The organism is Enterobacter sp. ENT03 (assembly GCF_019218745.1).
GTDB lineage: Bacteria > Pseudomonadota > Gammaproteobacteria > Enterobacterales > Enterobacteriaceae > Enterobacter_D.
Genome location: NZ_JAHUXA010000021.1, coordinates 44233 through 66195, shown reverse-complemented (window position 1 = coordinate 66195; position 21963 = coordinate 44233). Strand labels below are relative to the sequence as shown.

General features: G+C 59.2%; 20 protein-coding genes and 1 tRNA gene. 2 read left to right on the top strand and 19 right to left on the bottom strand.

What is annotated here, in order from left to right:
• Nucleotides 1-270 precede the first annotated feature (270 nt).
• From urtE to actS, 12 genes are all read right to left on the bottom strand, one after another.
• Nucleotides 271-969, bottom strand: coding sequence for an urea ABC transporter ATP-binding subunit UrtE (gene urtE, locus KW828_RS19215; protein WP_218337861.1), 699 nt, complete (start codon nucleotides 967-969; stop codon nucleotides 271-273).
• A 2-nt stretch (nucleotides 970-971) separates the two neighbouring features.
• The gene (gene urtD / locus KW828_RS19210) at nucleotides 972-1763 is read right to left on the bottom strand and encodes an urea ABC transporter ATP-binding protein UrtD (protein ID WP_218337860.1); all 792 of its coding nucleotides are present in this window, start codon (nucleotides 1761-1763) and stop codon (nucleotides 972-974) included.
• Entirely contained in the window at nucleotides 1756-2832 is a 1077-nt protein-coding gene (gene urtC, locus KW828_RS19205) for an urea ABC transporter permease subunit UrtC (protein WP_218337859.1), read from the bottom strand. The genes urtD and urtC overlap by 8 nt, the downstream gene beginning before the upstream one ends.
• Nucleotides 2832-4406, bottom strand: coding sequence for an urea ABC transporter permease subunit UrtB (urtB, locus tag KW828_RS19200; RefSeq protein ID WP_218337863.1), 1575 nt, complete (start codon nucleotides 4404-4406; stop codon nucleotides 2832-2834). The genes urtC and urtB overlap by 1 nt, the downstream gene beginning before the upstream one ends.
• 77 nt (nucleotides 4407-4483) lie before the next feature.
• Nucleotides 4484-5755, bottom strand: coding sequence for an urea ABC transporter substrate-binding protein (urtA, locus tag KW828_RS19195; protein ID WP_218337858.1), 1272 nt, complete (start codon nucleotides 5753-5755; stop codon nucleotides 4484-4486).
• Between the two features lie 41 nt (nucleotides 5756-5796).
• The gene (locus KW828_RS19190) at nucleotides 5797-6501 is read right to left on the bottom strand and encodes a GntR family transcriptional regulator (protein WP_218337862.1); all 705 of its coding nucleotides are present in this window, start codon (nucleotides 6499-6501) and stop codon (nucleotides 5797-5799) included.
• Between the two features lie 12 nt (nucleotides 6502-6513).
• Complete coding sequence (gene uca / locus KW828_RS19185) at nucleotides 6514-10125, bottom strand: urea carboxylase (RefSeq protein WP_218337857.1); 3612 nt, start codon at nucleotides 10123-10125, stop codon at nucleotides 6514-6516.
• Complete coding sequence (gene atzF / locus KW828_RS19180) at nucleotides 10118-11920, bottom strand: allophanate hydrolase (protein WP_218337856.1); 1803 nt, start codon at nucleotides 11918-11920, stop codon at nucleotides 10118-10120. Before atzF ends, uca begins: the two co-directional genes overlap by 8 nt.
• A gap of 242 nt (nucleotides 11921-12162) precedes the next feature.
• Nucleotides 12163-12435, bottom strand: a complete 273-nt coding sequence (locus KW828_RS19175; protein ID WP_072569866.1) for a GNAT family N-acetyltransferase — start codon at nucleotides 12433-12435, stop codon at nucleotides 12163-12165.
• Complete coding sequence (locus KW828_RS19170) at nucleotides 12435-12677, bottom strand: (4Fe-4S)-binding protein (protein ID WP_218337854.1); 243 nt, start codon at nucleotides 12675-12677, stop codon at nucleotides 12435-12437. Before KW828_RS19170 ends, KW828_RS19175 begins: the two co-directional genes overlap by 1 nt.
• A gap of 115 nt (nucleotides 12678-12792) precedes the next feature.
• Nucleotides 12793-12866: transfer RNA gene (locus KW828_RS19165), tRNA-Gly, on the bottom strand.
• Nucleotides 12867-12957: 91 nt separating this feature from the next.
• Entirely contained in the window at nucleotides 12958-13668 is a 711-nt protein-coding gene (gene actS, locus KW828_RS19160; RefSeq protein WP_218337853.1) for an amidase activator ActS, read from the bottom strand.
• Nucleotides 13669-13887: 219 nt separating this feature from the next.
• On the opposite strand from actS, the gene idi reads away from it, so the two are divergent.
• Nucleotides 13888-14433: an isopentenyl-diphosphate Delta-isomerase gene (idi, locus tag KW828_RS19155; RefSeq protein ID WP_218337852.1), complete on the top strand. Its 546-nt coding sequence runs from the start codon at nucleotides 13888-13890 to the stop codon at nucleotides 14431-14433.
• 46 nt (nucleotides 14434-14479) lie between these two features.
• On the opposite strand, the gene lysS is transcribed toward idi, so the two are convergent.
• The 5 genes from lysS to xerD all read right to left on the bottom strand — a co-directional run bounded on the left by lysS (nucleotide 14480) and on the right by xerD (nucleotide 20566).
• Nucleotides 14480-15997 (bottom strand): lysine--tRNA ligase, encoded by a 1518-nt coding sequence (gene lysS, locus KW828_RS19150; RefSeq protein ID WP_218337851.1) that lies wholly within the window; start codon nucleotides 15995-15997, stop codon nucleotides 14480-14482.
• 9 nt (nucleotides 15998-16006) lie between these two features.
• Nucleotides 16007-17105, bottom strand: a protein-coding gene (prfB, locus tag KW828_RS19145; protein WP_218337850.1) for a peptide chain release factor 2 whose coding sequence is annotated in 2 segments (ribosomal slippage) — nucleotides 16007-17029 and nucleotides 17031-17105 — 1098 coding nt in all. Because the reading frame shifts where the segments join, the coding sequence is not laid out codon by codon here.
• A gap of 91 nt (nucleotides 17106-17196) precedes the next feature.
• A complete protein-coding gene (recJ, locus tag KW828_RS19140) occupies nucleotides 17197-18930 on the bottom strand; it encodes a single-stranded-DNA-specific exonuclease RecJ (RefSeq protein WP_218337849.1) in 1734 nt (577 codons plus the stop codon).
• Between the two features lie 5 nt (nucleotides 18931-18935).
• Nucleotides 18936-19646, bottom strand: a complete 711-nt coding sequence (gene dsbC / locus KW828_RS19135) for a bifunctional protein-disulfide isomerase/oxidoreductase DsbC (RefSeq protein WP_218337848.1) — start codon at nucleotides 19644-19646, stop codon at nucleotides 18936-18938.
• A gap of 23 nt (nucleotides 19647-19669) precedes the next feature.
• Complete coding sequence (gene xerD, locus KW828_RS19130; protein ID WP_218337847.1) at nucleotides 19670-20566, bottom strand: site-specific tyrosine recombinase XerD; 897 nt, start codon at nucleotides 20564-20566, stop codon at nucleotides 19670-19672.
• Between the two features lie 100 nt (nucleotides 20567-20666).
• Here xerD and fldB point away from each other — a divergent pair, with 100 nt between their 5' ends.
• Nucleotides 20667-21188 carry a flavodoxin FldB gene (gene fldB / locus KW828_RS19125; protein WP_218337846.1) on the top strand — a complete coding sequence of 174 codons (522 nt, stop codon included), beginning with the start codon at nucleotides 20667-20669 and terminating at the stop codon, nucleotides 21186-21188.
• Between the two features lie 3 nt (nucleotides 21189-21191).
• Here the strand turns inward: fldB and KW828_RS19120 are convergent, their stop codons facing one another.
• Both KW828_RS19120 and sdhE read right to left on the bottom strand, forming a co-directional pair.
• Nucleotides 21192-21608: a protein YgfX gene (locus KW828_RS19120; protein ID WP_218337845.1), complete on the bottom strand. Its 417-nt coding sequence runs from the start codon at nucleotides 21606-21608 to the stop codon at nucleotides 21192-21194.
• Complete coding sequence (gene sdhE / locus KW828_RS19115) at nucleotides 21589-21855, bottom strand: FAD assembly factor SdhE (protein ID WP_088221361.1); 267 nt, start codon at nucleotides 21853-21855, stop codon at nucleotides 21589-21591. Before sdhE ends, KW828_RS19120 begins: the two co-directional genes overlap by 20 nt.
• Nucleotides 21856-21963 lie beyond the last annotated feature (108 nt).

Sequence of the window (21963 nt, the reverse complement as noted above, 5' to 3'; positions counted from 1 at the left end):
GCGAAGCTGATAATCGGGGCGATGATGCGTAAACTTGCCCAGGTGGCGTATGGCGTCCTGAAATCAGGACGCCCGTTCGATGCCACGCTGCATGAGGAAAATGCTTGCATGGCATAACAGTATCTACAGGTTTAAGTTGTGCCGGGTGGCGCTGCCGCTTATCCGGCCTACAGGTTTCAGTTGTGCCGGGTGGCGCTGCCGCTTATCCGGCCTACAGGTTTCAGCCGTAGGCCCGGCAAGCAACGCGCCGCCGGGCACCTTCCCACAACACTAAATCGCCACTAAATGCCTTACCCCCTGCGCCTCCATTTCATGCCCTTTCCCTGCCTGAACAATCGCCCCGCGCGACATCACCAGATAATTATCCGCCAGCTCGGCGGCAAAATCGTAAAACTGCTCCACCAGTAAAATCGCCATATCGCCCCGGTTCGCCAGCCCGCGGATCACCGCGCCGATCTCCTTGATCACCGACGGCTGGATCCCCTCGGTTGGCTCATCAAGGATCAATAACTGCGGGCGACATGCCAGCGCGCGGCCAATCGCCAGCTGCTGTTGCTGCCCGCCGGAAAGATCGCCGCCCCGCCGCTGCTTCATTTCCCGCAGCACCGGGAACAGGGAATAAATCTCATCCGGTACGGATTTCGCGTCGCTGCCGGAAAAGCGTGACAGCCCCATCAGCAGGTTTTCTTCCACCGTCAGGCGCGGAAAAATCTCCCGTCCCTGCGGCACATACGCAATCCCCTGCTGCACGCGCTGATGTGGCTTTGCGTTATTAATCAGCGTGCCCTGCCAGTGAATGGTGCCGGATTTCGCCGGGATCAGCCCCATCAGGCATTTCAGCAGCGTGGTTTTCCCCACGCCGTTGCGCCCCAGCAAACAGGTGATTTCACCCGGCGGGGTGTCGAACGATAAGCCGCGCAGAATATGACTGCCGCCGTAGTACTGCTGTAAGTCTTTAACCTGCAACATGATCAGCGCCCCAGATAAACGTCGATAACCTGCTCGTTCGCCTGCACCTGCGCGAGCGAGCCTTCTGCCAGTACCTGGCCCTGATGCAGCACGGTCACATGATCGGCAATGGTTTCCACAAAGCCCATATCATGCTCCACCACCATCAGCGAATGCTTGCCCGCAAGCGCCCGGAACACCCCGGCGATATACTCGGTTTCCGCATCCGTAAGCCCCGCGGCGGGTTCATCAAGCAGCAATAAATGCGGCTCCTGCACCAGCAGCATGCCGATCTCCAGAAACTGTTTTTGCCCGTGGGACAACAATCCCGCCGGTCGCTGCTGATGCACGCTAAGACGCAGCAGCTCCAGCACCTCATCAATGCGATCGCGCTGCTCGCCATTCAGTTTCGCCCGTAAACTGTGCCACACCGATTTATCGGTTTTCTGGGCGATCTCCAGATTCTCCAGCACGCTCAGCGCTTCAAACACCGTCGGTTTCTGGAATTTACGGCCAATACCCGCGCGGGCGATCTCCACCGGCGACAGGTCCAGCAGGCTGATGGTCTGATCGTAAAACACCTGTCCGCTCTGCGGCCGCGTCTTGCCGGTGATCACATCCATCAGCGTGGTTTTTCCCGCCCCGTTGGGGCCGATGACACAGCGCAGTTCGCCCACGCCAATGGACAGCGATAAGTCCGTCAACGCGCGAAAACCGTCAAAGGTGACGTTGATTTTTTCCAGCTGCAACACCGGATCGGTGGTCTTTCGATAGCGATCCTGCGGCAGCGGCTGGGTAAAGAGCGCATCAGTCATGCTTCCTCCGTTGAATAAGGCCGATCACGCCACGCGGCAGGAACAGCGTAACCAGAATAAACATCAGGCCGAGGAAAAAGAGCCAGAAGTCCGGGAAGGCCACGGTAAACCAGCTGCGCGCGCCGTTGACGATCCCCGCGCCGAGGATCGGGCCGATCAGCGAACCGCGCCCGCCCAGCGCCACCCAGATCGCCGCTTCGATGGAGTTGGTCGGCGACATTTCGCCGGGGTTGATGATCCCCACCTGCGGCACATACAGCGCCCCCGCCAGCCCACAGAGCACCGCTGACAGCGTCCAGACGAACAGCTTAAAGCCGCGCGGATCGTAGCCGCAGAACATCAGGCGGTTCTCCGCGTCACGCACCGCCGTCAGCACACGGCCAAACTTGCTGCGGGTTAACAGCACGCCCACCAGCAGCGTGGCGGCCAGCAACAGCACGGTGGCGATAAACAGCCCGATGCGCGTGCCGGTAGCCGACACCGGAAAGCCCAGCAGCGTAGTGAAACCGGTAAAGCCGTTGTTGCCGCCAAAGCCGGTTTCGTTGCGGAAAAACAGCAGCATCCCGGCGTAGGTCAGCGCCTGCGTCATAATCGAAAAGTAGACGTCTTTAATGCGCGAGCGGAAAGCGAACCAGCCAAACACCAGCGCCAGTAGCCCCGGTACGAGGATCACCAGGCACAGCGCCCAGGCAAAATACTGCGTACCCGCCCAGAACCAGGGCAGCTCCGTCCACGACAGAAACGACATAAAGGCCGGCAGCCCGTCGCCGGTGGCCTGGCGCATCAGATACATGCCCATCGCGTAGCCGCCGAGGGCGAAAAACAGCCCGTGCCCCAGCGACAGCATTCCGGCATAACCCCACACCAGATCCAGCGCTACCGCGACCACCGCGTAACAGAGGATCTTACCGATCAGCGTCAGCGTGTAGGTGGAGATCGCCAGCGGGTGCGTGGCAGGCAGCAAAGCGAGAAACGGCAGTGCCAGCAGCGCCATTAAAATCAGCCCGGACAGCAGCCCGGTCAGGCGTGGCGCGCGTCGGGCCAGGGTCAGCGTTAGTGGTTGGCTCATCAGTCAATTACCCGCCCTTTGAATGCAAATAACCCCTGCGGCCGTTTCTGGATAAACAGCACGATCAGGACCAGAATGGCGATTTTCGCCAGCACCGCGCCGGTCTGCGGCTCCAGCACTTTGTTGAGCACGCCCAGGCCCAGCGCCGCCACCACCGTGCCCGCCAGCTGACCGACGCCGCCGGTGACCACCACGAGGAAGGAATCGATGATGTAGCCCTGCCCCAGTTCCGGGCCAACGTTGCCCAACTGGGATAACGCCACGCCGCCCAACCCGGCAATGCCGGAGCCGAGGCCGAACGCCAGCATGTCCACGCGCCCGGTCGGCACGCCGCAGCAATCTGCCATGCGGCGGTTTTGCGTCACCGCTCGCACGTTCATGCCGAGACGGGTTTTGTTGAGCAGCAGCCAGGTGAGGGTCAACACGCCCGCCACAAAGAGGATCACCGCCAGCCGGTTGTACGGCAGCACCAGATTCGGCAGGACCACCCAGCCGCCGGAGAGCCAGGCCGGGTTCGCCACTTCGAGGTTTTGCGTGCCAAACAACATGCGTACGCACTGGATCAGCATCAGGCTGATCCCCCAGGTGGCGAGCAGGGTTTCCAGCGGTCGGCCATAGAGATGGCGGATAATGGTGCGCTCAAGGACCATGCCCACCGCGGCGGTGATAAAGAACGCCACCGGCAGCGCCACCAGCGGATAGAACGCCAGCCACTCCGGGGCCACGCGCGAAAACAGATCCTGCACCAGCCAGGTGGAGTACGCGCCGATCATCAGCATCTCGCCGTGGGCCATATTGATCACCCCGAGCAGGCCATAAGTGATCGCCAGTCCTAATGCCGCCAGCAGCAGGATCGAGCCGAGCGAAATACCACTGAATGCCTGCCCCAGCCACTCGCCCCATTTCAGTCGCTGCTGTACCTGTGCCAGACTTTCCGCCGCTGCGGCGCGCACGGCGGGATCAGGCTCTGCCTGCGGCTGCGTCAGCCGCATCAGACTGGCCTGCACCTGCGGATCGCTGGCTTCGCCCAGCAGCGTGACTGCTTCCAGTCGTTTTTCTGCCCGACTGTCCGCCAGCTGTAAATTCGCCACCGCAATCGCCAGCGCAGTATGCACCCGCGCATCCTGTTCGGCCGCCAGCCGTGCGCTGAGCAGCGGCAACTGATCGGCCTGCGCGCTGGCCTGGAGCGTCAGCGCCGCCTGAAGTCGCACGGAGGCGTCCGGGCTGACTAACTGATGCGAGGCCAGCGCGCTTTTGATCAGCCCGCGCAGCCGGTTATTGAGGAAGATTTTTTTGACGCTGCCCACCGGGGCGGCATCGCCTTCCAGCGGGATAAATTTGTCACCCGCAGGCGTAAACAGCTGACCGCGCGTATCCGTCACCACCTCCGCCTCATTGAGCGTTTGCAGGAACGCCAGCCGGGAGGCATCAGGTGCGGCGGCCCACTGCTGGAGCAACTGGATCTGCTGTGCGCGGCTGGCCTGACCGTAATCAGCGGCAGGCCCGGCGTGCGCGGGGATTGCCATCAGCAGACCGCTTAAAAGAAGACAGCCCAAAGCCGGGAGAATTTTCATCATGTCACTGTTTTCCGGATGAGTTCAGCCACGGCGCGGGGCTACTCGTCTTGCCCCGCGCCTCGGGCCTGCGGGAATTATTTCCCGCCGGTTTTCACCGGGTGATCCGGCTTTTTGTCGTTACCGGCAATGTACGGGCTCCACGGCTGGGCGCGAACCGCCTGCTCCGTCTGCCACACCACATTGAACTGACCGTTATCTTCGATTTCGCCAATCATCACCGGTTTGTGCAGGTGATGATTGGTGGCGTCCATGGTCAGGGTAAAGCCGCTCGGCGCAGCGAACGACTGGTTCGCCATCGCCGCGCGCACTTTATCCACATCGGTGGTGCCTGCTTTTTCCACCGCCTGCGCCCACATATGAATGCCGACATACGTGGCTTCCATCGGATCGTTGGTCACGACGGTATCGGCGTTCGGCAGCTTGTGCGCTTTGGCATACGCCCGGTAATCGGCAACAAATTTGGTGTTCACCGGATTGCTGACCGATTCAAAGTAGTTCCACGCCGCCAGATGCCCGACCAGCGGTTTGGCATCGATCCCGCGCAGTTCTTCTTCACCCACCGAGAAGGCCACCACCGGCACGTCCGTCGCCTTGATGCCCTGGTTCGCCAGCTCTTTGTAGAACGGCACGTTGGAGTCGCCGTTGATGGTGGAGATCACCGCCGTTTTGCCACCGGCAGAGAATTTTTTGATGTTGGAGACAATGGTCTGGTAGTCGCTGTAGCCAAACGGCGTGTAGACCTCTTCGATGTCCTGATCCTTCACGCCTTTGCTGTGCAGGAAAGCACGCAGGATCTTATTGGTGGTGCGCGGATAGACGTAATCGGTGCCGAGCAGGAAGAAGCGTTTCGCGCCGCCGCCGTCTTCACTCATCATGTATTCCACCGCCGGGATCGCCTGCTGGTTCGGCGCGGCACCGGTGTAGAAGACGTTTGGCGACATCTCTTCGCCTTCATACTGCACCGGGTAGAACAGCAGCCCGTTCAGCTCCTCGAAGACCGGCAGCACCGATTTACGCGATACCGACGTCCAGCAGCCAAACACCACCGCCGCTTTATCCTGGGTCAGTAACTGCCGGGCTTTTTCCGCGAACAGCGGCCAGTTGGAGGCCGGATCGACCACCACTGGCTCCAGCTGTTTACCCAGCACGCCGCCTTTGGCGTTGATCTCGGCGATGGTCATCAGCGCCATGTCTTTCAGCGGCGTTTCAGAGATCGCCATGGTCCCGGAGAGGGAGTGCATGATCCCCACTTTAATGGTGTCTGCTGCGTATGCCTGTAGAGAAAAGCCCATGCTCAAAAAGGTGGCGGACAGGGCAAATGCTTTCAGTAACGAACGTCTTTTCATAACTAAACCCCTAAATGGTATTGAGTGAGTGTTGTTGTTGGCTACGGTGAAACGGGTTGCAAACTGGCCTGCTGGAGCATGTGTAGTGTGATTTTTCTGACCTCGGCTTTGCTTTGGGAAATGTGTGCGGTGAGCAGCTGTTGCGCCTCCCCGGTGTTCTGATCCTCAATGGCCTGCAAAATGCGCGCGTGCTCGTTGTAGGTCGCGTCGACGCGATCCTCGCGGGTGAAATCGAGGTGACGAATAATGCGCATCTTCTCCGTCAGCTCAACGTGTACCCGCACCATTTCGCTGTTGCCGGTGCTCTGCACCAGCGTGGTGTGAAACTGCTCGTCCATCAGCGACAGCGCTTTGCCTGGCGTCATACGCGGCGCGGCGATCCAGAACGCCGTGAGCGGCGCGAGATGCTCTGAACAGCGTCCCGGCGGCATGCCGCACAGGCGACGCACCGCTTCCCGCTCCAGCACGATGCGAAAGTCATACAGCGCTTCGTAGTAGGTAAAATCAAACGGCCGCACCTGCCAGCCGCTGCGGGAATAGACCTGCACATAGCCCTCGTGCTCCAGCCAGAACAGCGCCTGACGTACCGGCGTGCGGCTGGCGGACATGCGGGCGGAGATCTCGCTTTCGCTGAAATGCTCGCCGGGCATCAGGCGGAAATCGAAAATCTCGTTTTTCAACGCCTGATAGATGCGCTCCGCCAGCCCCGCGCTGCGCGTTTTGTCGTTTTTACCGCTCGCCGCCATTTGCATCGTGAGTTACTCCAGCCACAGCAGGGTGTCGCCGGGATTGACCGGACGGCCAGGCTTACAGCCAAGACGCTTCACGCGGCCCGCCTGCGGGGAGACGATCGCCAGTTCCATCTTCATGGCTTCGACGATGACCAGCGGTTGCCCGGCGGTCACCTCGTCGCCCGGCTGCACCAGCACTTTCCAGATGTTGCCGCTCATGTCGGCCATCACCGGCTGGGCGTCGTCGTCAATGACCTCCTCGGCGACCGGCGCGATTTCCTGATTGCTGTCGTCATCAAGCTGCCAGCGCTCCACTTCCGCCTCAAAAGCAGCGGCCTGATGCTGGCGGAAACGGCTGATGTCATCGGCGTTGTCGTCCAGGAATTGCAGATGGGCCGGGAAATCAAACACCGTTTCTTCAATGCGCACCGTGGCACGGCCTTCGCGGAAATCCTCCCGCAGCCGATCCAGCTCTTCTTCGCTGACCGGGTAAAAACGCACCTGGTCGAAGAAGCGCAGCAGCCAGGGTTCGCCGGCGTTGAACTGGTCGTTTTTCAGGAACTTGTTCCAGATCGGCAGCGTGCGCCCCACCAGCTGATAACCGCCGGGGGAATCCATCCCGTAGATGCACATATACATGCCGCCGATACCCACCGTGCCTTCGGCGGTAAAAGTACGCGCCGGGTTGTATTTGGAACTTAACAGCCGGTGACGGGGATCGACGGGCACCGCGCAGGGCGCGCCGAGATACACGTCGCCGAGGCCGAGGATCAGATAGCTGGCGTCAAAAATCGTCTCTCTGACCGCTTCGCGGCTGTCGAGGCCGTTAATGCGCTGAATAAAATCGACGTTGTTCGGCAGCCACGGGGCGCTGGCGCGCACCGTATCCTGATAACGGCTGACGGCATCAAGGGTGGCGCGATCTTCAAAGGCCATCGGCAGATGCACGATGCGCGACGGCACTTTCATCTGGCTGACGTCACCCGTACGCGATTCGGTTTCCAGCAGCAGCGCCACCAGCGCCTGCTGGCTGATAAGCTTGCTGTCATAACGCACCTGCAAAGAACGCACGCCCGGCGACAGCTCTTTAATGCCCGGATGGGCCAGCTCACGCAGCTGCGCCATGATCAGGTGCACGCGCAGACGCAGCGCCAGGTCGAGCACGTTGTCGCCATACTCGATGAGAAGGTAGTTATCCCCCGCCTGGCGATAAACAATGGCCGGAGCACCCGCGGATGCCGGTAGCGACACCAGCGCTGCCGCTGACACGCCGTTGCGCTCCGCCAGCGTCGGCACCTCAAACGCAGGCAGCGGGCTGGTTTGCAGCGAGTCGATAATGCGATCCATGGCGTTTTCCCGCGCCACCGCTTCCTCAATACTCATCGGCCAGAAACGGATGCGGTCGCCGGGTTTCACCTGGCCCACTTTCCACAGCTCGGCTTTGGCGATGGTCACCGGGCAGACAAAACCGCCGAGGCTCGGCCCGTCGCGGGTGAGGATCACCGGGAAATCGCCGGTAAAGTTAATCGCGCCAATGGCATATTCGCAGTCGTGCACGTTCGAGGGATGCAGCCCGGCCTCGCCGCCGTTGGGCCGTGCCCAGCCGGGTTTAGGCCCCACCAGCCGCACGCCGAGGCGGTTGGAGTTGTAGTGCACCTGCCATTCGCTGGCAAAGAAGTCGTCGATGGACGCCTGGGTGAAGAAATCCGGCGCGCCGTGCGGACCGTAAAGCACGCCGATGCGCCACTCATCGCCATAGGTCGGGATCAGCACCGGTGACAGCCCCTGCGGCTCGCTCACCGGCGCGGGGGTGGTGCAGGCGATCAGCGCCGGACGGGAAATGGGCAGCAGATCCGCCACGCTGAGGGTGCGCCCGGCGTGACCGCCAAACTGCCCCAGCGCGAACGTGGAGCGGCTGCCGAGATATTCCGGCACGTCGATGCCATTGCGCACGGCCAGATAACCGCGACAACCGCTCTGCGCCCGGCCCAGCGTCAGCGTCTGCCCCGCCTGCACCGTTACCGGCTGCCACAGGGGAACCGCGTCGCCGTCCAGCGTGGCCTGACAGTCTGCGCCAGTCAGCGCAATCACCGCCGCGGCATGAAAACGCAGCACCGGGCCTTGCAGGGTAAACTCCAGCCCCGCCGCCGCGTCGTGGTTGCCGACAATACGGTTCGCCAGCCGGAAAGCAAAATCATCCATCGGGCCGGAGGGCGGCACGCCGATGTCCCAGTAGCCGAGGCGTCCCGGATAATCCTGCACGCTGCTCCAGGTGCCGGGTTGCAGCACTTCAATCACCGCGCTCTCCACCGTTACGCTGTCCAGCATCCGCGTCCAGACATTGCCCTCCACGAAGGCGTCGCTGGCGGTGATCTGCCGCAGATAATCGAGGTTGGTGGCGATACCGTGCAGGCGCGTGGCGTTCAGCGCCTGCTGAAGTTTTGCCAGCGCCGCTTCGCGGGTTGGCGCGTGGACAATCAGCTTGGCGATCATCGGATCGTAAAACGCCGAGACCTCGCTGCCGGTGATCACACCGGTATCAATCCGCACGTCCGGCGGGAACACCACTTCGGTCAGCACGCCGGGGCTGGGCTGGAAGTTTTTCAGCGGGTTTTCCGCGTAAATACGCACTTCGATGGCCACACCCTGCGGCGCCTGTGCCAGTCGCGCCCAGTCGATGGACTCTCCGGCGGCGACACGCAGCATGCACTCCACCAGATCCAGCCCGGTGACGCACTCGGTCACCGGATGCTCCACCTGTAAGCGGGTGTTCACTTCGAGGAAATAAAAGGCGTCCTGCGCGCTGTCATAGATAAACTCCACCGTTCCCGCGCTGCGATAGTTCACCTGTTTACCCAGCTGTACGGCGGCGTTCAGCAGCGCCTCGCGGGTGGCTGGCGGCAGATGCGGCGCGGGCGTCTCCTCCACCACTTTCTGATTGCGGCGTTGCAGGGAGCAGTCGCGCTCGCCGAGGGCCACCACGTTGCCGTTGCCATCGCCAAAAATCTGCACTTCGATATGGCGCGCGCGATCGATGCAGCGTTCGAGGAACACCCCCGCATCACTGAAAAACTGTTCTCCCAGACGGCGCACGCTTTCCCACGCCTGCGCCAGCGCCTCATCGTCGGCGCAGCGCGTCAGGCCGATGCCGCCACCGCCCGCGGTGCTTTTCAGCATCACCGGATAGCCGATCATCGCCGCAGCACTCTGCGCCTCCGGCAGGGAATTGAGCAGCCCGGTGCCCGGCGTCATCGGCACGCCTGCGGCGGCGGCCAGTTCACGGGCGCGGTGCTTGAGGCCGAACTCGCCGATCTGCTCTGCGGTCGGGCCGATAAAGACGATCCCGGCGCTGTCGCAGGCGGCGGCGAACGCCAGGCTTTCGGAGAGAAAACCGTAGCCGGGCCAGATGGCCTGCGCCCCGCTCTCCTGCGCGGCGGCAATGATGTTGTCGATGCGCAGATAGCTGTCACTGGCTTTTTCACCGCCGAGGGGCAGTGCCACATCCGCCTGTTTGACGTGTTCGGCGTTTTTGTCGGCGTCGGAATATACCGCCACGCTGGTGATGCCGAGGCGCTTCAGGGTGCGGATAGCGCGGCAGGCAATTTCGCCGCGGTTAGCGATAAGAACGGTATTAAACATGGCGGGTCTCCTTGCGGGCGATCCAGTTGCGCCAGCCTGCAAATGCGGTAATGTCCGTGGCATCAGACAGCGCTGCCGGTTCACAAATAAAGCCTTTCACCAGACGGCCATCACTCAGCTCCAGCGTGCCGATGCCGAGCGGCGGCGGGATCTCCGCAACGAATTCGCCGAAGCGGGCCAGCGGGATGTCCCACAGCTCCACCTCAATGGCCGCGCCCTCATCCGCGCGGGCAAGACCGGGTTTCTGTGGCTGGGTATTCGCCAGCGCATACAACCGGTAGCAGGCGGCGGTTTGCGTGGTTTCCACAAATACCGCCTGGCGGCTGACAAGCTGGAAATTGAGCGGCATACCGCGCAGATGCGCGCCAACCACCGCCACCCGCACATGCTGCGCCGATACCGGCAGCGCTGTTGTCGATGGCGTAAACGCGAGGCCCGTCGCTCCCCGCGGCAGCGCCAGCTGCTGCTGCCAGCGGATCCCAAAATCCGCCAGCGCGCGATCGTGCCAGGCCGGGGCGATCAGCGTGATCCCGGCCGGTAAGCCGTCGGCGCGGAACGGCGCAGGCAGCGCCAGCGCCGCGAGATCCGCCAGATTGGTAAAGTTGGTATAAGTGCCAAACTGCGAGTTAAAGCGCACCGGCTCCTGCTTCATCTCATCAATGGTGTGAATGGTCGGCGAGGTCGGCACCACCAGCGCATCCACTTCACGCAGGGCGGCGTTGATCTGCTGCGCCAGCTCGGCGCGCAGGTATTCCGCCTGAAACGCTTCCACGGCACTGAACTTGCGTCCGGCAGAAATAATGCCGTGCACGGTGGGATCCATTTTCTCCGGGGCATTCAACAGAGCGCCCACCGCGGCGGTGCGCTCCGCCACCCACGGCCCCTGATACAGCTGTTCTGCGAGGCGGGTAAACGCCGAGAAATCAATCGGCTTCAGGCTTGCGCCGCTTTCGCGCAGCGCTGCCAGCGCCTGTTCCCACGCGGCTTCCGCCTTGGCATCATCAAAGAAGGTCAGGGTTGCCGGGATGGCAAACACCGGATTTTGGGGGATCGCGGCAGGCGCGGTGGCCGGATGCACGCGGGAGTACGCATCCCCGGCGTCATAGCCCGCAGCCAGTGACGTGATATAAAACGCGTCTTCAGCCGTCAGGGCGAATACCGATAACGTGTCGTTCAGGCGGCAGGCAGGCACCACGCCCTGCGCGGAGAGCCAGCCTTTGGTGGGCTTCAGTCCGACGATATTGTTAAAGGCCGCCGGGACGCGCCCGGATCCGGCGGTGTCGGTGCCCAGCGCGAACGGCACCAGACCGCGCGCCACCACCGACGCCGAGCCGGAGCTGGAGCCGCCGCTGACGTAATCGGCGTTAAAAGTATTGCTGACCGCGCCATAAGGTGAGCGCGTGCCCACCAGCCCGGTGGCGAACTGATCCAGGTTGGTTTTGCCGATAACAATCGCGCCCGCCGCTTTGAGTTTTGCCACGGCGAAGGCATCGCGCTCAGCGAGATAAGCGAAGGCCGGACAGGCGGCAGTGGTCGGCCAGCCCGCGACATCAATATTGTCTTTCACCGCAAACGGAATGCCGAATAACGGCAGCGCATCCGGCGTCTGCTGATACTGCGTCAGTAAGGGTTCGAGCTGATCTCGGATCTGCGTGGCGCTGGCAATGGCGATCCAAGCGTTATCCTCTGTCGACAGGGATCCGGCATACGCCTCAAGAAGTGAAATTAGATCGTCGCTGTGCTGGCGAATATACTGCTGCCACGCGGCCAACCCCTGTCCTGTCATTGCTGTCATATTCTGGATCCCTGTTGGTATACAAGATGAAATCCAGATAGCAACCGCCGTGCCAGAAATTTAAGATATTGATTTATTGAGTTTATTTAAAATATTAAAGGGTATTTCAAATAATGCGCTGCACTACCGTTGCACATATTTGTACCAGCGCAGTGCAGGGGGTCATTGGAATAACGAATAAAAGAAAAGGCCATCAGATAATAATCTGATGGCCTTTTGCCGAGAATTAACGTGGAAATATATCAGGCGCGAATATCGTCATACTCGCGGGTATTATCAAATTCATGTTTGGCAAAGGGGCAGAGAGGGATAATTTTTCGCTCTTCCTGACGCATCTTTTCCACCACGCGCGCTACCAGCTGTTTGCCAACGCCCTGACCTTTCAGGCTCGGGTCGACATCCGTATGTTCGATAATGCTTAAATGCTCGCCGGTCGGGACGAAAACGATTTCCGCGATCTGCTCGCCGTCGGCGTTATTCACATAAAATTTATTATGGCCTTCAAGGATTTCCATCATTCGCTCTCTTTGTTCTGGCGGTACTGTAGTGCACCGCTCGGGCAGGTGTCGATAATGCGTGTAACCGTTGCCGCATCCACTTCATCCGGCATGATCCAGGGTTTGCGTTTCAGATCGAAAAGCGCCGCGCTGCCGCGGACACACTTTCCGGCATGCTGACAGAGTGCGGTATTGAAATAGACATCTATTTGCTGACCGCGGTAGAGGCGGTAGCCCGCTTCCAGGAGTGCTTTATCCATGACATTGGCTCGGTGTGATGTTTTTATAAGGTCGAATCTAGCATACCGATGTGCAAGCGTGGTGACTACGAGGTTAACAACAAAGGGTGTGGTAAGCGCAGGAAACGGAGAGATCTGGAGCGGGCGAAGGGAATCGAACCCTCGTATAGAGCTTGGGAAGCTCTCGTTCTACCATTGAACTACGCCCGCTTTGAGGTGCGTAGGGCATTATAAACCTTACGCACCGTCTGGCAAGCCGCATGGCGGCTAACCGGCGATATATTAATCGCTTAGCCGTTGATCAACATTTAGGCGGAGTGCCCTGCGGCGGCAGATAACGCGCCGGATCGATAGCCGTGGCGCGATAACGCAGCTGGAAGTGCAGTCGCACTGAGTCGGCGTCGGTGCTGCCCATGGTGGCAATCTTCTGACCGATCTTCACGCTCTGACCGTTATTCACCAGCAACGAATCATTATGGGCATAGGCCGTAATGTAATCCTCGCTGTGCTTGATCATGATCAGATTGCCGTAACCGCGCAGTTGGTTGCCGACATACACCACTTTACCGGCACCGGCGGCGTAGACCGGCTGTCCACGCGTACCGGCAATATCCAGCCCCTTGTTACCGCCATCGGCGGAAGAGTACGGCAGGATGATTTTGCCGTTCGTCGGCCAGCGCCAGCAGCGTTGCCCCACTGGCGGCCACGAGGCTAACGGCACGGAGGCTGACGGTCTGGCGGACGCGGTTTTGCCGCCCTTGCCCGAGGATCCACCTGATTTTCCGCTGCTGTTTATTCGCAGACGCTGACCAATTTCAATGGTATAAGGCGGCGAGATACTGTTCAGGCGCGCCAGCTCTTTCACACTGGTGCCGGTGACGCGGGAAATTTTATAAAGGGTGTCACCGCGCTTAACGGTGTAAGTCTCGCCATCGGCGGCATTTTTCGATGAGCATGCCGCCAGCAACAGGCTGAACGCCAGGCAGATAAGAAGTCGACACGGGTTTTTCATCAGGCGTCCTGCAATCAAAACACTTCCCCGGAACAAATGAATATGACTGCATATGATAGCAGCCACAGCCGCGATGCAAAATGCATTAGCGATGATTCCCTTATCCAGCTGGCGAATGGATCTGGTCGAGCCAGATTAAGCGCGCCAGCGCAAACTGCTTTATCGACGCTCACGTATAATGAAGCCGTTATTCTGGCTGGATGAGAGTGGATGATGGTAATGCTACAGGAACATGTGATTTTACTGGATGAGCACGGAATGGCGTCCGGAACCCAGGAAAAATATGCCGCGCATCATGCTGACACCCCCCTGCATCTTGCCTTCTCCAGTTGGCTGTTCAATATGCACGGTGAATGTCTGCTGACCCGCCGCTCACTGCATAAAAAAGCCTGGCCGGGCGTGTGGACGAATTCTGTGTGCGGGCATCCGCAGAGCGGGGAAGCGTTTACCGCCGCGGTGATCCGCCGCTGCCAGTTTGAAGTGGGTGCAACCATCGCCGACATTGCGCCGATCTGTCCGGAATTCCGCTACTGCGAAACCGATCCCTCGGGCATTGTCGAAAATGAAATCTGCCCGGTGTTCGCCGCGCGCGTCATTACGCCGCTGGCGGTCAATGCCGATGAGGTGATGGATTATCAATGGGTGACGCTGGAAGCGCTATTCTGCGTCGTGGATGCCACGCCCTGGGCGTTTAGTCCGTGGATGGTGCAACAGGTGGCCCGGCCTGAGGTACGCGAAAAGCTGCGCCTTTTCGCCGCTGCATAAAAAAAGCCCCGGCATTGCGGCCAGGGCTTGTTTGCATTCCGCGTGATTATTTAACCGGGCGCATGGCCGGGAAGAGGATCACGTCGCGGATGGTATGGCTGTTGGTGAACAGCATCACCATACGGTCGATACCAATGCCGAGGCCGGCTGTTGGCGGCAGGCCGTGCTCCAGCGCGGTAACGTAGTCTTCGTCAAAGAACATGGCTTCGTCGTCGCCTGCGGCTTTCGCGTCAACCTGATCCTGGAAGCGTTTCGCCTGATCCTGCGCATCGTTCAGCTCGCTAAAGCCGTTACCGATTTCACGTCCACCGATGAAGAATTCGAAGCGGTCGGTGATCTCCGGGTTTTCATCGTTACGACGTGCCAGCGGAGAAACTTCTGCCGGGTATTCGGTAATGAAAGTCGGCTGGATCAGATGCGCTTCCGCGGTCTCTTCAAAGATCTCGGTCACAATGCGACCCAGACCCCAGCTCTTCTCAACTTTGATGCCCAGGCTTTCAGCGATGGCTTTCGCGCTGTCGAAGTTATCCAGATCGGCCAGATCCGTTTCAGTACGGTATTTCTTGATCGCTTCGCGCATGGTCAGTTTTTCGAACGGCTTACCGAAGTCGAAGACTTCTTCACCGTAAGGCACTTTGGTGCTGCCCAGAATATCCTGCGCCAGGGTGCGGAACAGGGACTCGGTCAGCTCGATCAGATCTTTGTAATCCGCGTAGGCCATATAGAGTTCCATCATGGTGAACTCAGGGTTATGACGAACGGAGATACCTTCGTTACGGAAGTTACGGTTGATCTCGAACACGCGATCGAAGCCACCAACCACCAGACGCTTGAGGTACAGCTCCGGCGCGATACGCAGGTACATGTCCAGATCCAGCGCGTTGTGATGCGTCACAAACGGACGCGCAGAAGCGCCGCCAGGGATGACCTGCATCATCGGGGTTTCCACTTCCATAAAGTCGCGGCTCACCATGAACTGGCGGATACCGGCCATGATCTGCGAGCGGATCTTGAAGGTGTTACGGGATTCTTCGTTGGCGATGAGATCCAGGTAGCGCTGACGATAGCGCGCTTCCTGATCCTGCAGGCCATGGAATTTGTCCGGCAGCGGGCGCAGGGCTTTTGTCAGCAGACGCAACTCGGTGCAATGGATGGACAGCTCGCCGGTTTTGGTCTTGAACAGCTTGCCGCGCGCGCCGAGGATGTCACCGAGATCCCACTTTTTGAACTGCTCGTTGTAGATGCCTTCCGCCAGATCGTCACGGGAGACGTACAGCTGAATACGGCCGCCCACGTCCTGCAGCGTCACGAATGAGGCTTTACCCATGATACGGCGGGTCATCATACGGCCCGCGACGGCGACTTCGATACCGAGCGCTTCCAGCTCGTCATTCTCTTTGGCGTCGTAGTCGGCATGCAGTTGGTCAGAGGTATGATCGCGACGGAAATCGTTCGGGAACGCAACACCCTGCTCACGCAGTTGTGCCAGCTTTTCGCGGCGAGCTTTCAGTTCATTGTTCAGATCAACTACGGTTTCAGCGCCCTGTGCTTGTTGTTCAGACATGTTGGTTCCTCATAGCCCTGCTTTCAAACTTGCTTCAATAAATTGGTCCAGACTGCCATCCAGCACCGCCTGCGTGTTACGGGTTTCAACACCGGTACGCAGGTCTTTGATGCGGGAGTCGTCCAGCACATAAGAACGGATCTGGCTGCCCCAGCCGATGTCGGACTTGTTATCTTCCATCGCCTGCTTCTCAGCGTTTTTCTTCTGCATTTCCAGTTCATAAAGCTTCGCTTTCATCTGCTTCATGGCCTGGTCTTTGTTCTTATGCTGAGAGCGGTCGTTCTGGCACTGCGTGACGGTGTTGGTCGGCAAGTGGGTAATACGCACCGCCGATTCAGTACGGTTAACGTGCTGACCACCCGCACCGGAGGCGCGGTAAACGTCGATACGCAGATCCGCCGGGTTGATTTCGATATCAATATCGTCATCCACTTCCGGGTAGACAAACGCCGAGCTGAACGAGGTGTGACGGCGGCCGCCGGAGTCGAACGGGCTCTTACGCACCAGGCGGTGAACGCCGGTTTCGGTACGCAGCCAGCCGTAGGCATAATCGCCGGAAATCTTGATGGTCACGGATTTGATACCCGCCACTTCACCTTCGGATTCTTCGATAATTTCGGTTTTGAAGCCGCGGGCTTCAGCCCAGCGCAGGTACATACGGGTCAGCATACTGGCCCAGTCTTGCGCTTCAGTGCCGCCGGAGCCAGCCTGAATATCCAGGTAGCAGTCGGCGCTGTCATATTCACCGGAGAACATACGGCGGAACTCAAGCTGTGCCAGCTTATCTTCCAGCCCGTCCAGTTCAGCTACGGCTTCGTTGAAGGTTTCTTCATCGTCGGCTTCCACAGCCAGCTCAAGCAGGCCTGCGACGTCTTCCAGACCCTGGCTCATTTGATCCAGCGTTTCAACGATAGCTTCGAGGGAGGAACGCTCTTTACCCAGCGCCTGAGCGCGTTCAGGTTCGTTCCATACGTCCGACTGTTCCAGCTCGGCGTTTACTTCTTCAAGACGCTCTTTCTTGGCATCGTAGTCAAAGATACCCCCTAAGAACGTCCGAGCGCTCTGTGAGGTCCTGAATGCGGTTTTTTACCGGATTGATTTCAAACATGGTCTGTTTTCTTTTATTGGACTTGTCAAAATGCGGTTATAAGGGCGGAATTCTACCGGAATTACGCCCTGTTTTATAGCGAATACTGGCGCTAAATTGGCCAGATGTCGTCGATGATCAGCTGAACGCTGCGATTTCCACGGAACTCGTTTACATCGAGTTTATAGGCCAGGTTCACCTCGCGCACGCCGTTGTCCGGCCAGAGGCTGGTATCGACATTAAAGGCGATGCCATCGAGCAACGGGCCACCGCCGATCGGCTCGACCATCACTTTCAGATGGCGCTCGCCGACAATGCGCTGCTGCAACAGGCGAAAATGGCCGTCAAACAACGGCTCCGGGAACATCTGTCCCCACGGTCCGGCATCACGCAGCATTTCGGCCACGCCGAGCGTCATCTCCTGCGCATCCAGCGGGCCATCGGACACGATCTCCCCCTGCAACAGCGCCGGATCCAGCCATTCGGTCACCAGCGCGCCAAAGCGCTGCTGGAACTCGTCGAAACGTGCCACTTCCAGCGACAGCCCGGCCGCCATCGCATGGCCGCCGAATTTAATCATCATACCGGGATAGAGCGTATCCAGGCGCTCCAGCGCATCGCGCATGTGCAGCCCCTGAATAGAACGGCCCGAGCCTTTCAGCAGGCCTTCGCCTGCGGGGGCAAAGGCGATCACCGGGCGGTTAAAGCGCTCTTTCAGGCGGGAGGCAAGAATGCCGACCACGCCCTGATGCCATTCAGGATGGTACATCGCCAGCCCGCCGGGCAGCGCTTCGCTGCTGCGCTCCAGCTTTTCGCACAGCGCCAGCGCTTCAGCCTGCATCCCCTGCTCGATCTCTTTTCGCGTCTGATTTAGCGCATCCAGTTCGCTGGCCAGCACGCGGGCTTCGCCAACGTTATCGCACAGCAGCAACGCCACGCCGACCGACATGTCATCCAGTCGTCCGGCAGCGTTCAGGCGCGGACCGAGAGCAAACCCCAGATCGCTGGCCGCCAGTTTTTGCGCGTCACGATTCGCGACTTCCAGCAGGGCTTTAATACCGGGGCGGCACTTGCCTGCCCGGATACGGCTCAACCCCTGCCAGGTGAGAATACGATTATTGGTGTCAAGGGGCACCACGTCAGCCACGGTGCCCAACGCCACCAGATCCAGCAGCTCAGCCAGATTAGGGATCGCCAGTCCCTGCGCTTCAAACCAGCCCTGATCGCGCAGATGGGTGCGCAGCGCCAGCATCAGATAAAAAGCCACCCCAACGCCTGCCAGTGATTTCGACGGGAACGCGCAGTCGCGCAGGTTTGGGTTAACGATGGCTTCCGCCTCCGGCAGCGTGTCACCTGGCAGATGGTGATCGGTTACCAGCACTGGAATGCCCAGTTCATGGGCGCGATCCACACCCGCATGGGACGAAATGCCGTTATCCACGGTGAGGATCAGTTGCGCGCCACGGGCATGGGCCTGATCGACCACTTCCGGGCTTAATCCGTAGCCATCGTCAAAGCGGTTCGGCACCAGATAGGCGACGTTCGGACAGCCCATCGCCCGCATCGCCAGCACGCTCAGCGCGGTGCTGGTGGCGCCGTCGGCATCGAAATCGCCGACCACCATGATGCGCAGCCCCTGCTTGAACGCCTGGTACAAATGCTCCGCCGCCTGCTCCACGCCGCTCAGCTGCTGCCAGGGCAACATGCCTTTCACGCCGCGCTCCAGCTCCGCAGGCGATACCACGCCACGGCTGGCATATAAACGGCGTAACAGGGGCGGCAGGTTATCCGGCAGATTTGCCGCCGGATCAGGCTCGCGACGGCGAAGTTGTCTCTGAAGTTTCACGAAAATTATTTACCGCCGGTCTGTTTTTTATGTTCATCCAGGAAGGTTTTCATCTCCTGCGGGCCCTGATAGCCCGGCACCACATAGCCATTGCTCAGCACAATCGCCGGCGTGCCGCTAACACCAAACTGCACGCCCAGCTCATACTGGTCGGCAATGTCGATGTCACAGCTGGCCGCTTTCACGCCTTTACCCGCCATCGCCTCGTCAAAGGCTTTGTTGCGATCTTTCGCACACCAGATGGCCTTCATGTTGTCCGCCGCTTCGCTCTGCATCCCCTGACGCGGGAAAGCCAGATAACGCACGGTGATGCCCAGCGCGTTGTAATCGGCCATCTGCTCATGCAGCTTGTGGCAGTAACCACAGGTGATGTCGGTAAACACGGTGATGACGTGTTTTTCATTCGCCGCTTTATACACGATCATCTCTTTTTCCAGCGCGTTGAGATGCGTCATCAGCATGCTGTTGGTGGTGTTGATCGGCTGCGCGCCGCTCACGTCATACAGCGGCCCCTGGATCATGTGTTTGCCGTCTTCGGTGACGTACAGCACGCCGCTGTTGGTCAGCACGGTTTTCATCCCGCTAATCGGCGATGGCTGGATTTCTGTACTCTGCACGCCCAGCTTCGCCAGCGTCTGCTTAATGGCCGCATCGTCGGCCTGAACCGCAGAACTGAACGCCGCCAGCAGGGTGAACATCATCAAACTCTTTTTCATTTCACATCCTTAATAAGTCAGCATCACGCGCGTGGGTGGTGCTGTTGATGGAGTTGCCGCAAGCGTTCCGTTGCCACATGCGTATAAATCTGCGTAGTGGAGAGATCGCTGTGCCCGAGCAGCATCTGCACGACGCGCAAATCAGCGCCATGGTTTAACAGATGCGTGGCGAAGGCATGTCGCAACACGTGCGGCGAAAGCTTTTCACTGTCTATACCCGCCTGAATGGCATAATGTTTTATGCGATGCCAGAACGTCTGGCGGGTCATTTGTTGGGCGCGATTACTGGGAAACACCACATCAACCGATGCGCCGTTTAAAAGCCAGGGCCGCCCGTGCTCAAGATAGTTCTCCAGCCAGTAGACCGCTTCTTCGCCCAGCGGTACCAGCCGTTCTTTATTACCTTTACCGATCACCCGCACCACGCCCTGACGCAGACTGATGTCGCTCATCGTCAACCCGACCAGTTCCGACACGCGCAGGCCGGTAGCATACAACACTTCCAGCATGGCTTTGTCACGTAACTCCAGCGGTTGATCGGTAAGCGGCGCCTGCAACAGGCGGTCTACCTGCGCTTCGCTGAGATCTTTTGGCAGCCGCTGCGGCAGTTTTGGCGATGCCAGCACGGCGCTGGGATCGTCGGGACGCACTTTTTCCCGGTACAGATACTGGAAAAAGCGCCGCATTGCGCTTAGCAAACGGGCAGAGCTGGTGGCTTTGTAACCGCCGGTGACGCGCTCGGCCAGCAGCGCCTGTAAATCGTCATGCTGCACGCTAAGCAGATCACTGTTGCGATGGTGCAGCCACTCAACAAGCATGCGCAGATCGCGACGATAGGCGCTCAATGTATTCTCAGCGACATTGCGTTCCAGCCACAGGGCGTCGAGAAAGTGTTCTATGCGTGCGAGATCCTGTTCCATCGTTGCCCCTTCTTTTCTGCGTCAGTGCATTATGCCTGAATGCGTATTGATTCTGGTACACTGTGCGCAAAGCCACATCAGGAATTGAGACGTTTACGCTATGAACATTGGTCTTTTTTATGGTTCCAGTACCTGCTATACCGAAATGGCAGCCGAGAAAATTCGCGACATTATCGGCCCGGAACTGGTGACGCTGCACAACCTTAAAGACGACGCGCCAACACTGATGGAGCAGTATGATGTGCTGATCCTCGGTATCCCAACGTGGGATTTCGGCGAACTGCAGGAAGACTGGGAAGCCATCTGGGATCAACTGGATTCGCTAAACCTCGATGGCAAAATGATTGCCCTCTACGGCATGGGCGACCAGCTCGGTTATGGCGAATGGTTCCTCGACGCCCTCGGCATGCTGCACGATAAACTGTCCAGCAAAGCGGTGAAGTTTATCGGCTACTGGCCTACCGAAGGATATGAGTTCACCAGCCCAAAACCGGTCATTGCTGACGGGCAGCTGTTTGTCGGCCTGGCGCTTGATGAAACCAATCAATACGATTTAAGCGAAGAACGCCTGCAAAGCTGGTGCGAGCAAATCCTCGGTGAAATGGCAGAAAACTTCGTCTGATCCTCAGTGTTTTTCCTGCGCCGGTAGCTGCAAAATCATCCGGCGCAGCTCACGCCATTCCTGCACATCCATACTGTCTGCCGCCAGCCATAAATGGTGCCGTTTGCCGTCCGGGCTGCGACGTAAACGCAACATCATGCCGCTGTTTAACATCCAGGGCGTGCCGGTAATCTCCCATTCCTTACCCTGCCAGCGCAGGCGCGAATCCATCAGCAGTTTAATTTCACCGTGGCTGGCGTTGATGCGGCGCTGGCTGCGAACGCAGTCAAACACCACCAGCGAAAGCAGTAATAACCACAGCGGCGTCAGGCTCAACGGCCAGGGGATAAGCAGCACCAGCGCCGCGACCAGGCCGTGGACTAATAAAGAGAGCCACTGTGAGCGCCATGAGACGCGTAAATCAGATTGCCACAGGACCACGTTCCCGATTCCGTGTCTGAATTAACTGTACCATCCGCTGCAATTCCGTATCCGCAGGTTTGCCGTGATTCATCAGCCAGTTGAATAAATCCGGATCGTCGCTCTCAAGCAGGCGGATAAACAGGCGTTTGTCGTCATCGCTTAGCGAATCGTACTCATGTTCGAAGAAAGGCATGATGGAAATATCGAGTTCACGCATACCTCGGCGGCACGCCCAGTGAATGCGGGCTTTGTTAGTAATATCCATGTTCTTTTCCTGCATAGCGACGTTAAAGAAGGCTTCTAGTGTAACGCTTTTTTCAGTCAATCCTCACCGGAATGTTCGGCTTCGGAAGCAGGCTTCCAGAATAAACCA

Coding starts and splice junctions, on each gene's coding strand:
- dsbC (WP_218337848.1), bottom strand. CDS start 19,646: ATGAAAAAGAGTTTGATGATGTTCACCCTGCTGGCGGCGTTCAGTTCT.
- idi (WP_218337852.1), top strand. CDS start 13,888: ATGCTACAGGAACATGTGATTTTACTGGATGAGCACGGAATGGCGTCC.
- urtB (WP_218337863.1), bottom strand. CDS start 4,406: ATGAAAATTCTCCCGGCTTTGGGCTGTCTTCTTTTAAGCGGTCTGCTG.
- KW828_RS19190 (WP_218337862.1), bottom strand. CDS start 6,501: ATGGCGGCGAGCGGTAAAAACGACAAAACGCGCAGCGCGGGGCTGGCG.
- lysS (WP_218337851.1), bottom strand. CDS start 15,997: ATGTCTGAACAACAAGCACAGGGCGCTGAAACCGTAGTTGATCTGAAC.
- urtD (WP_218337860.1), bottom strand. CDS start 1,763: ATGACTGATGCGCTCTTTACCCAGCCGCTGCCGCAGGATCGCTATCGA.
- KW828_RS19170 (WP_218337854.1), bottom strand. CDS start 12,677: ATGGATAAAGCACTCCTGGAAGCGGGCTACCGCCTCTACCGCGGTCAG.
- urtE (WP_218337861.1), bottom strand. CDS start 969: ATGTTGCAGGTTAAAGACTTACAGCAGTACTACGGCGGCAGTCATATT.
- atzF (WP_218337856.1), bottom strand. CDS start 11,920: ATGACAGCAATGACAGGACAGGGGTTGGCCGCGTGGCAGCAGTATATT.
- actS (WP_218337853.1), bottom strand. CDS start 13,668: ATGAAAAACCCGTGTCGACTTCTTATCTGCCTGGCGTTCAGCCTGTTG.
- urtC (WP_218337859.1), bottom strand. CDS start 2,832: ATGAGCCAACCACTAACGCTGACCCTGGCCCGACGCGCGCCACGCCTG.
- fldB (WP_218337846.1), top strand. CDS start 20,667: ATGAACATTGGTCTTTTTTATGGTTCCAGTACCTGCTATACCGAAATG.
- KW828_RS19175 (WP_072569866.1), bottom strand. CDS start 12,435: ATGGAAATCCTTGAAGGCCATAATAAATTTTATGTGAATAACGCCGAC.
- sdhE (WP_088221361.1), bottom strand. CDS start 21,855: ATGGATATTACTAACAAAGCCCGCATTCACTGGGCGTGCCGCCGAGGT.
- urtA (WP_218337858.1), bottom strand. CDS start 5,755: ATGAAAAGACGTTCGTTACTGAAAGCATTTGCCCTGTCCGCCACCTTT.
- uca (WP_218337857.1), bottom strand. CDS start 10,125: ATGTTTAATACCGTTCTTATCGCTAACCGCGGCGAAATTGCCTGCCGC.
- xerD (WP_218337847.1), bottom strand. CDS start 20,566: ATGGAACAGGATCTCGCACGCATAGAACACTTTCTCGACGCCCTGTGG.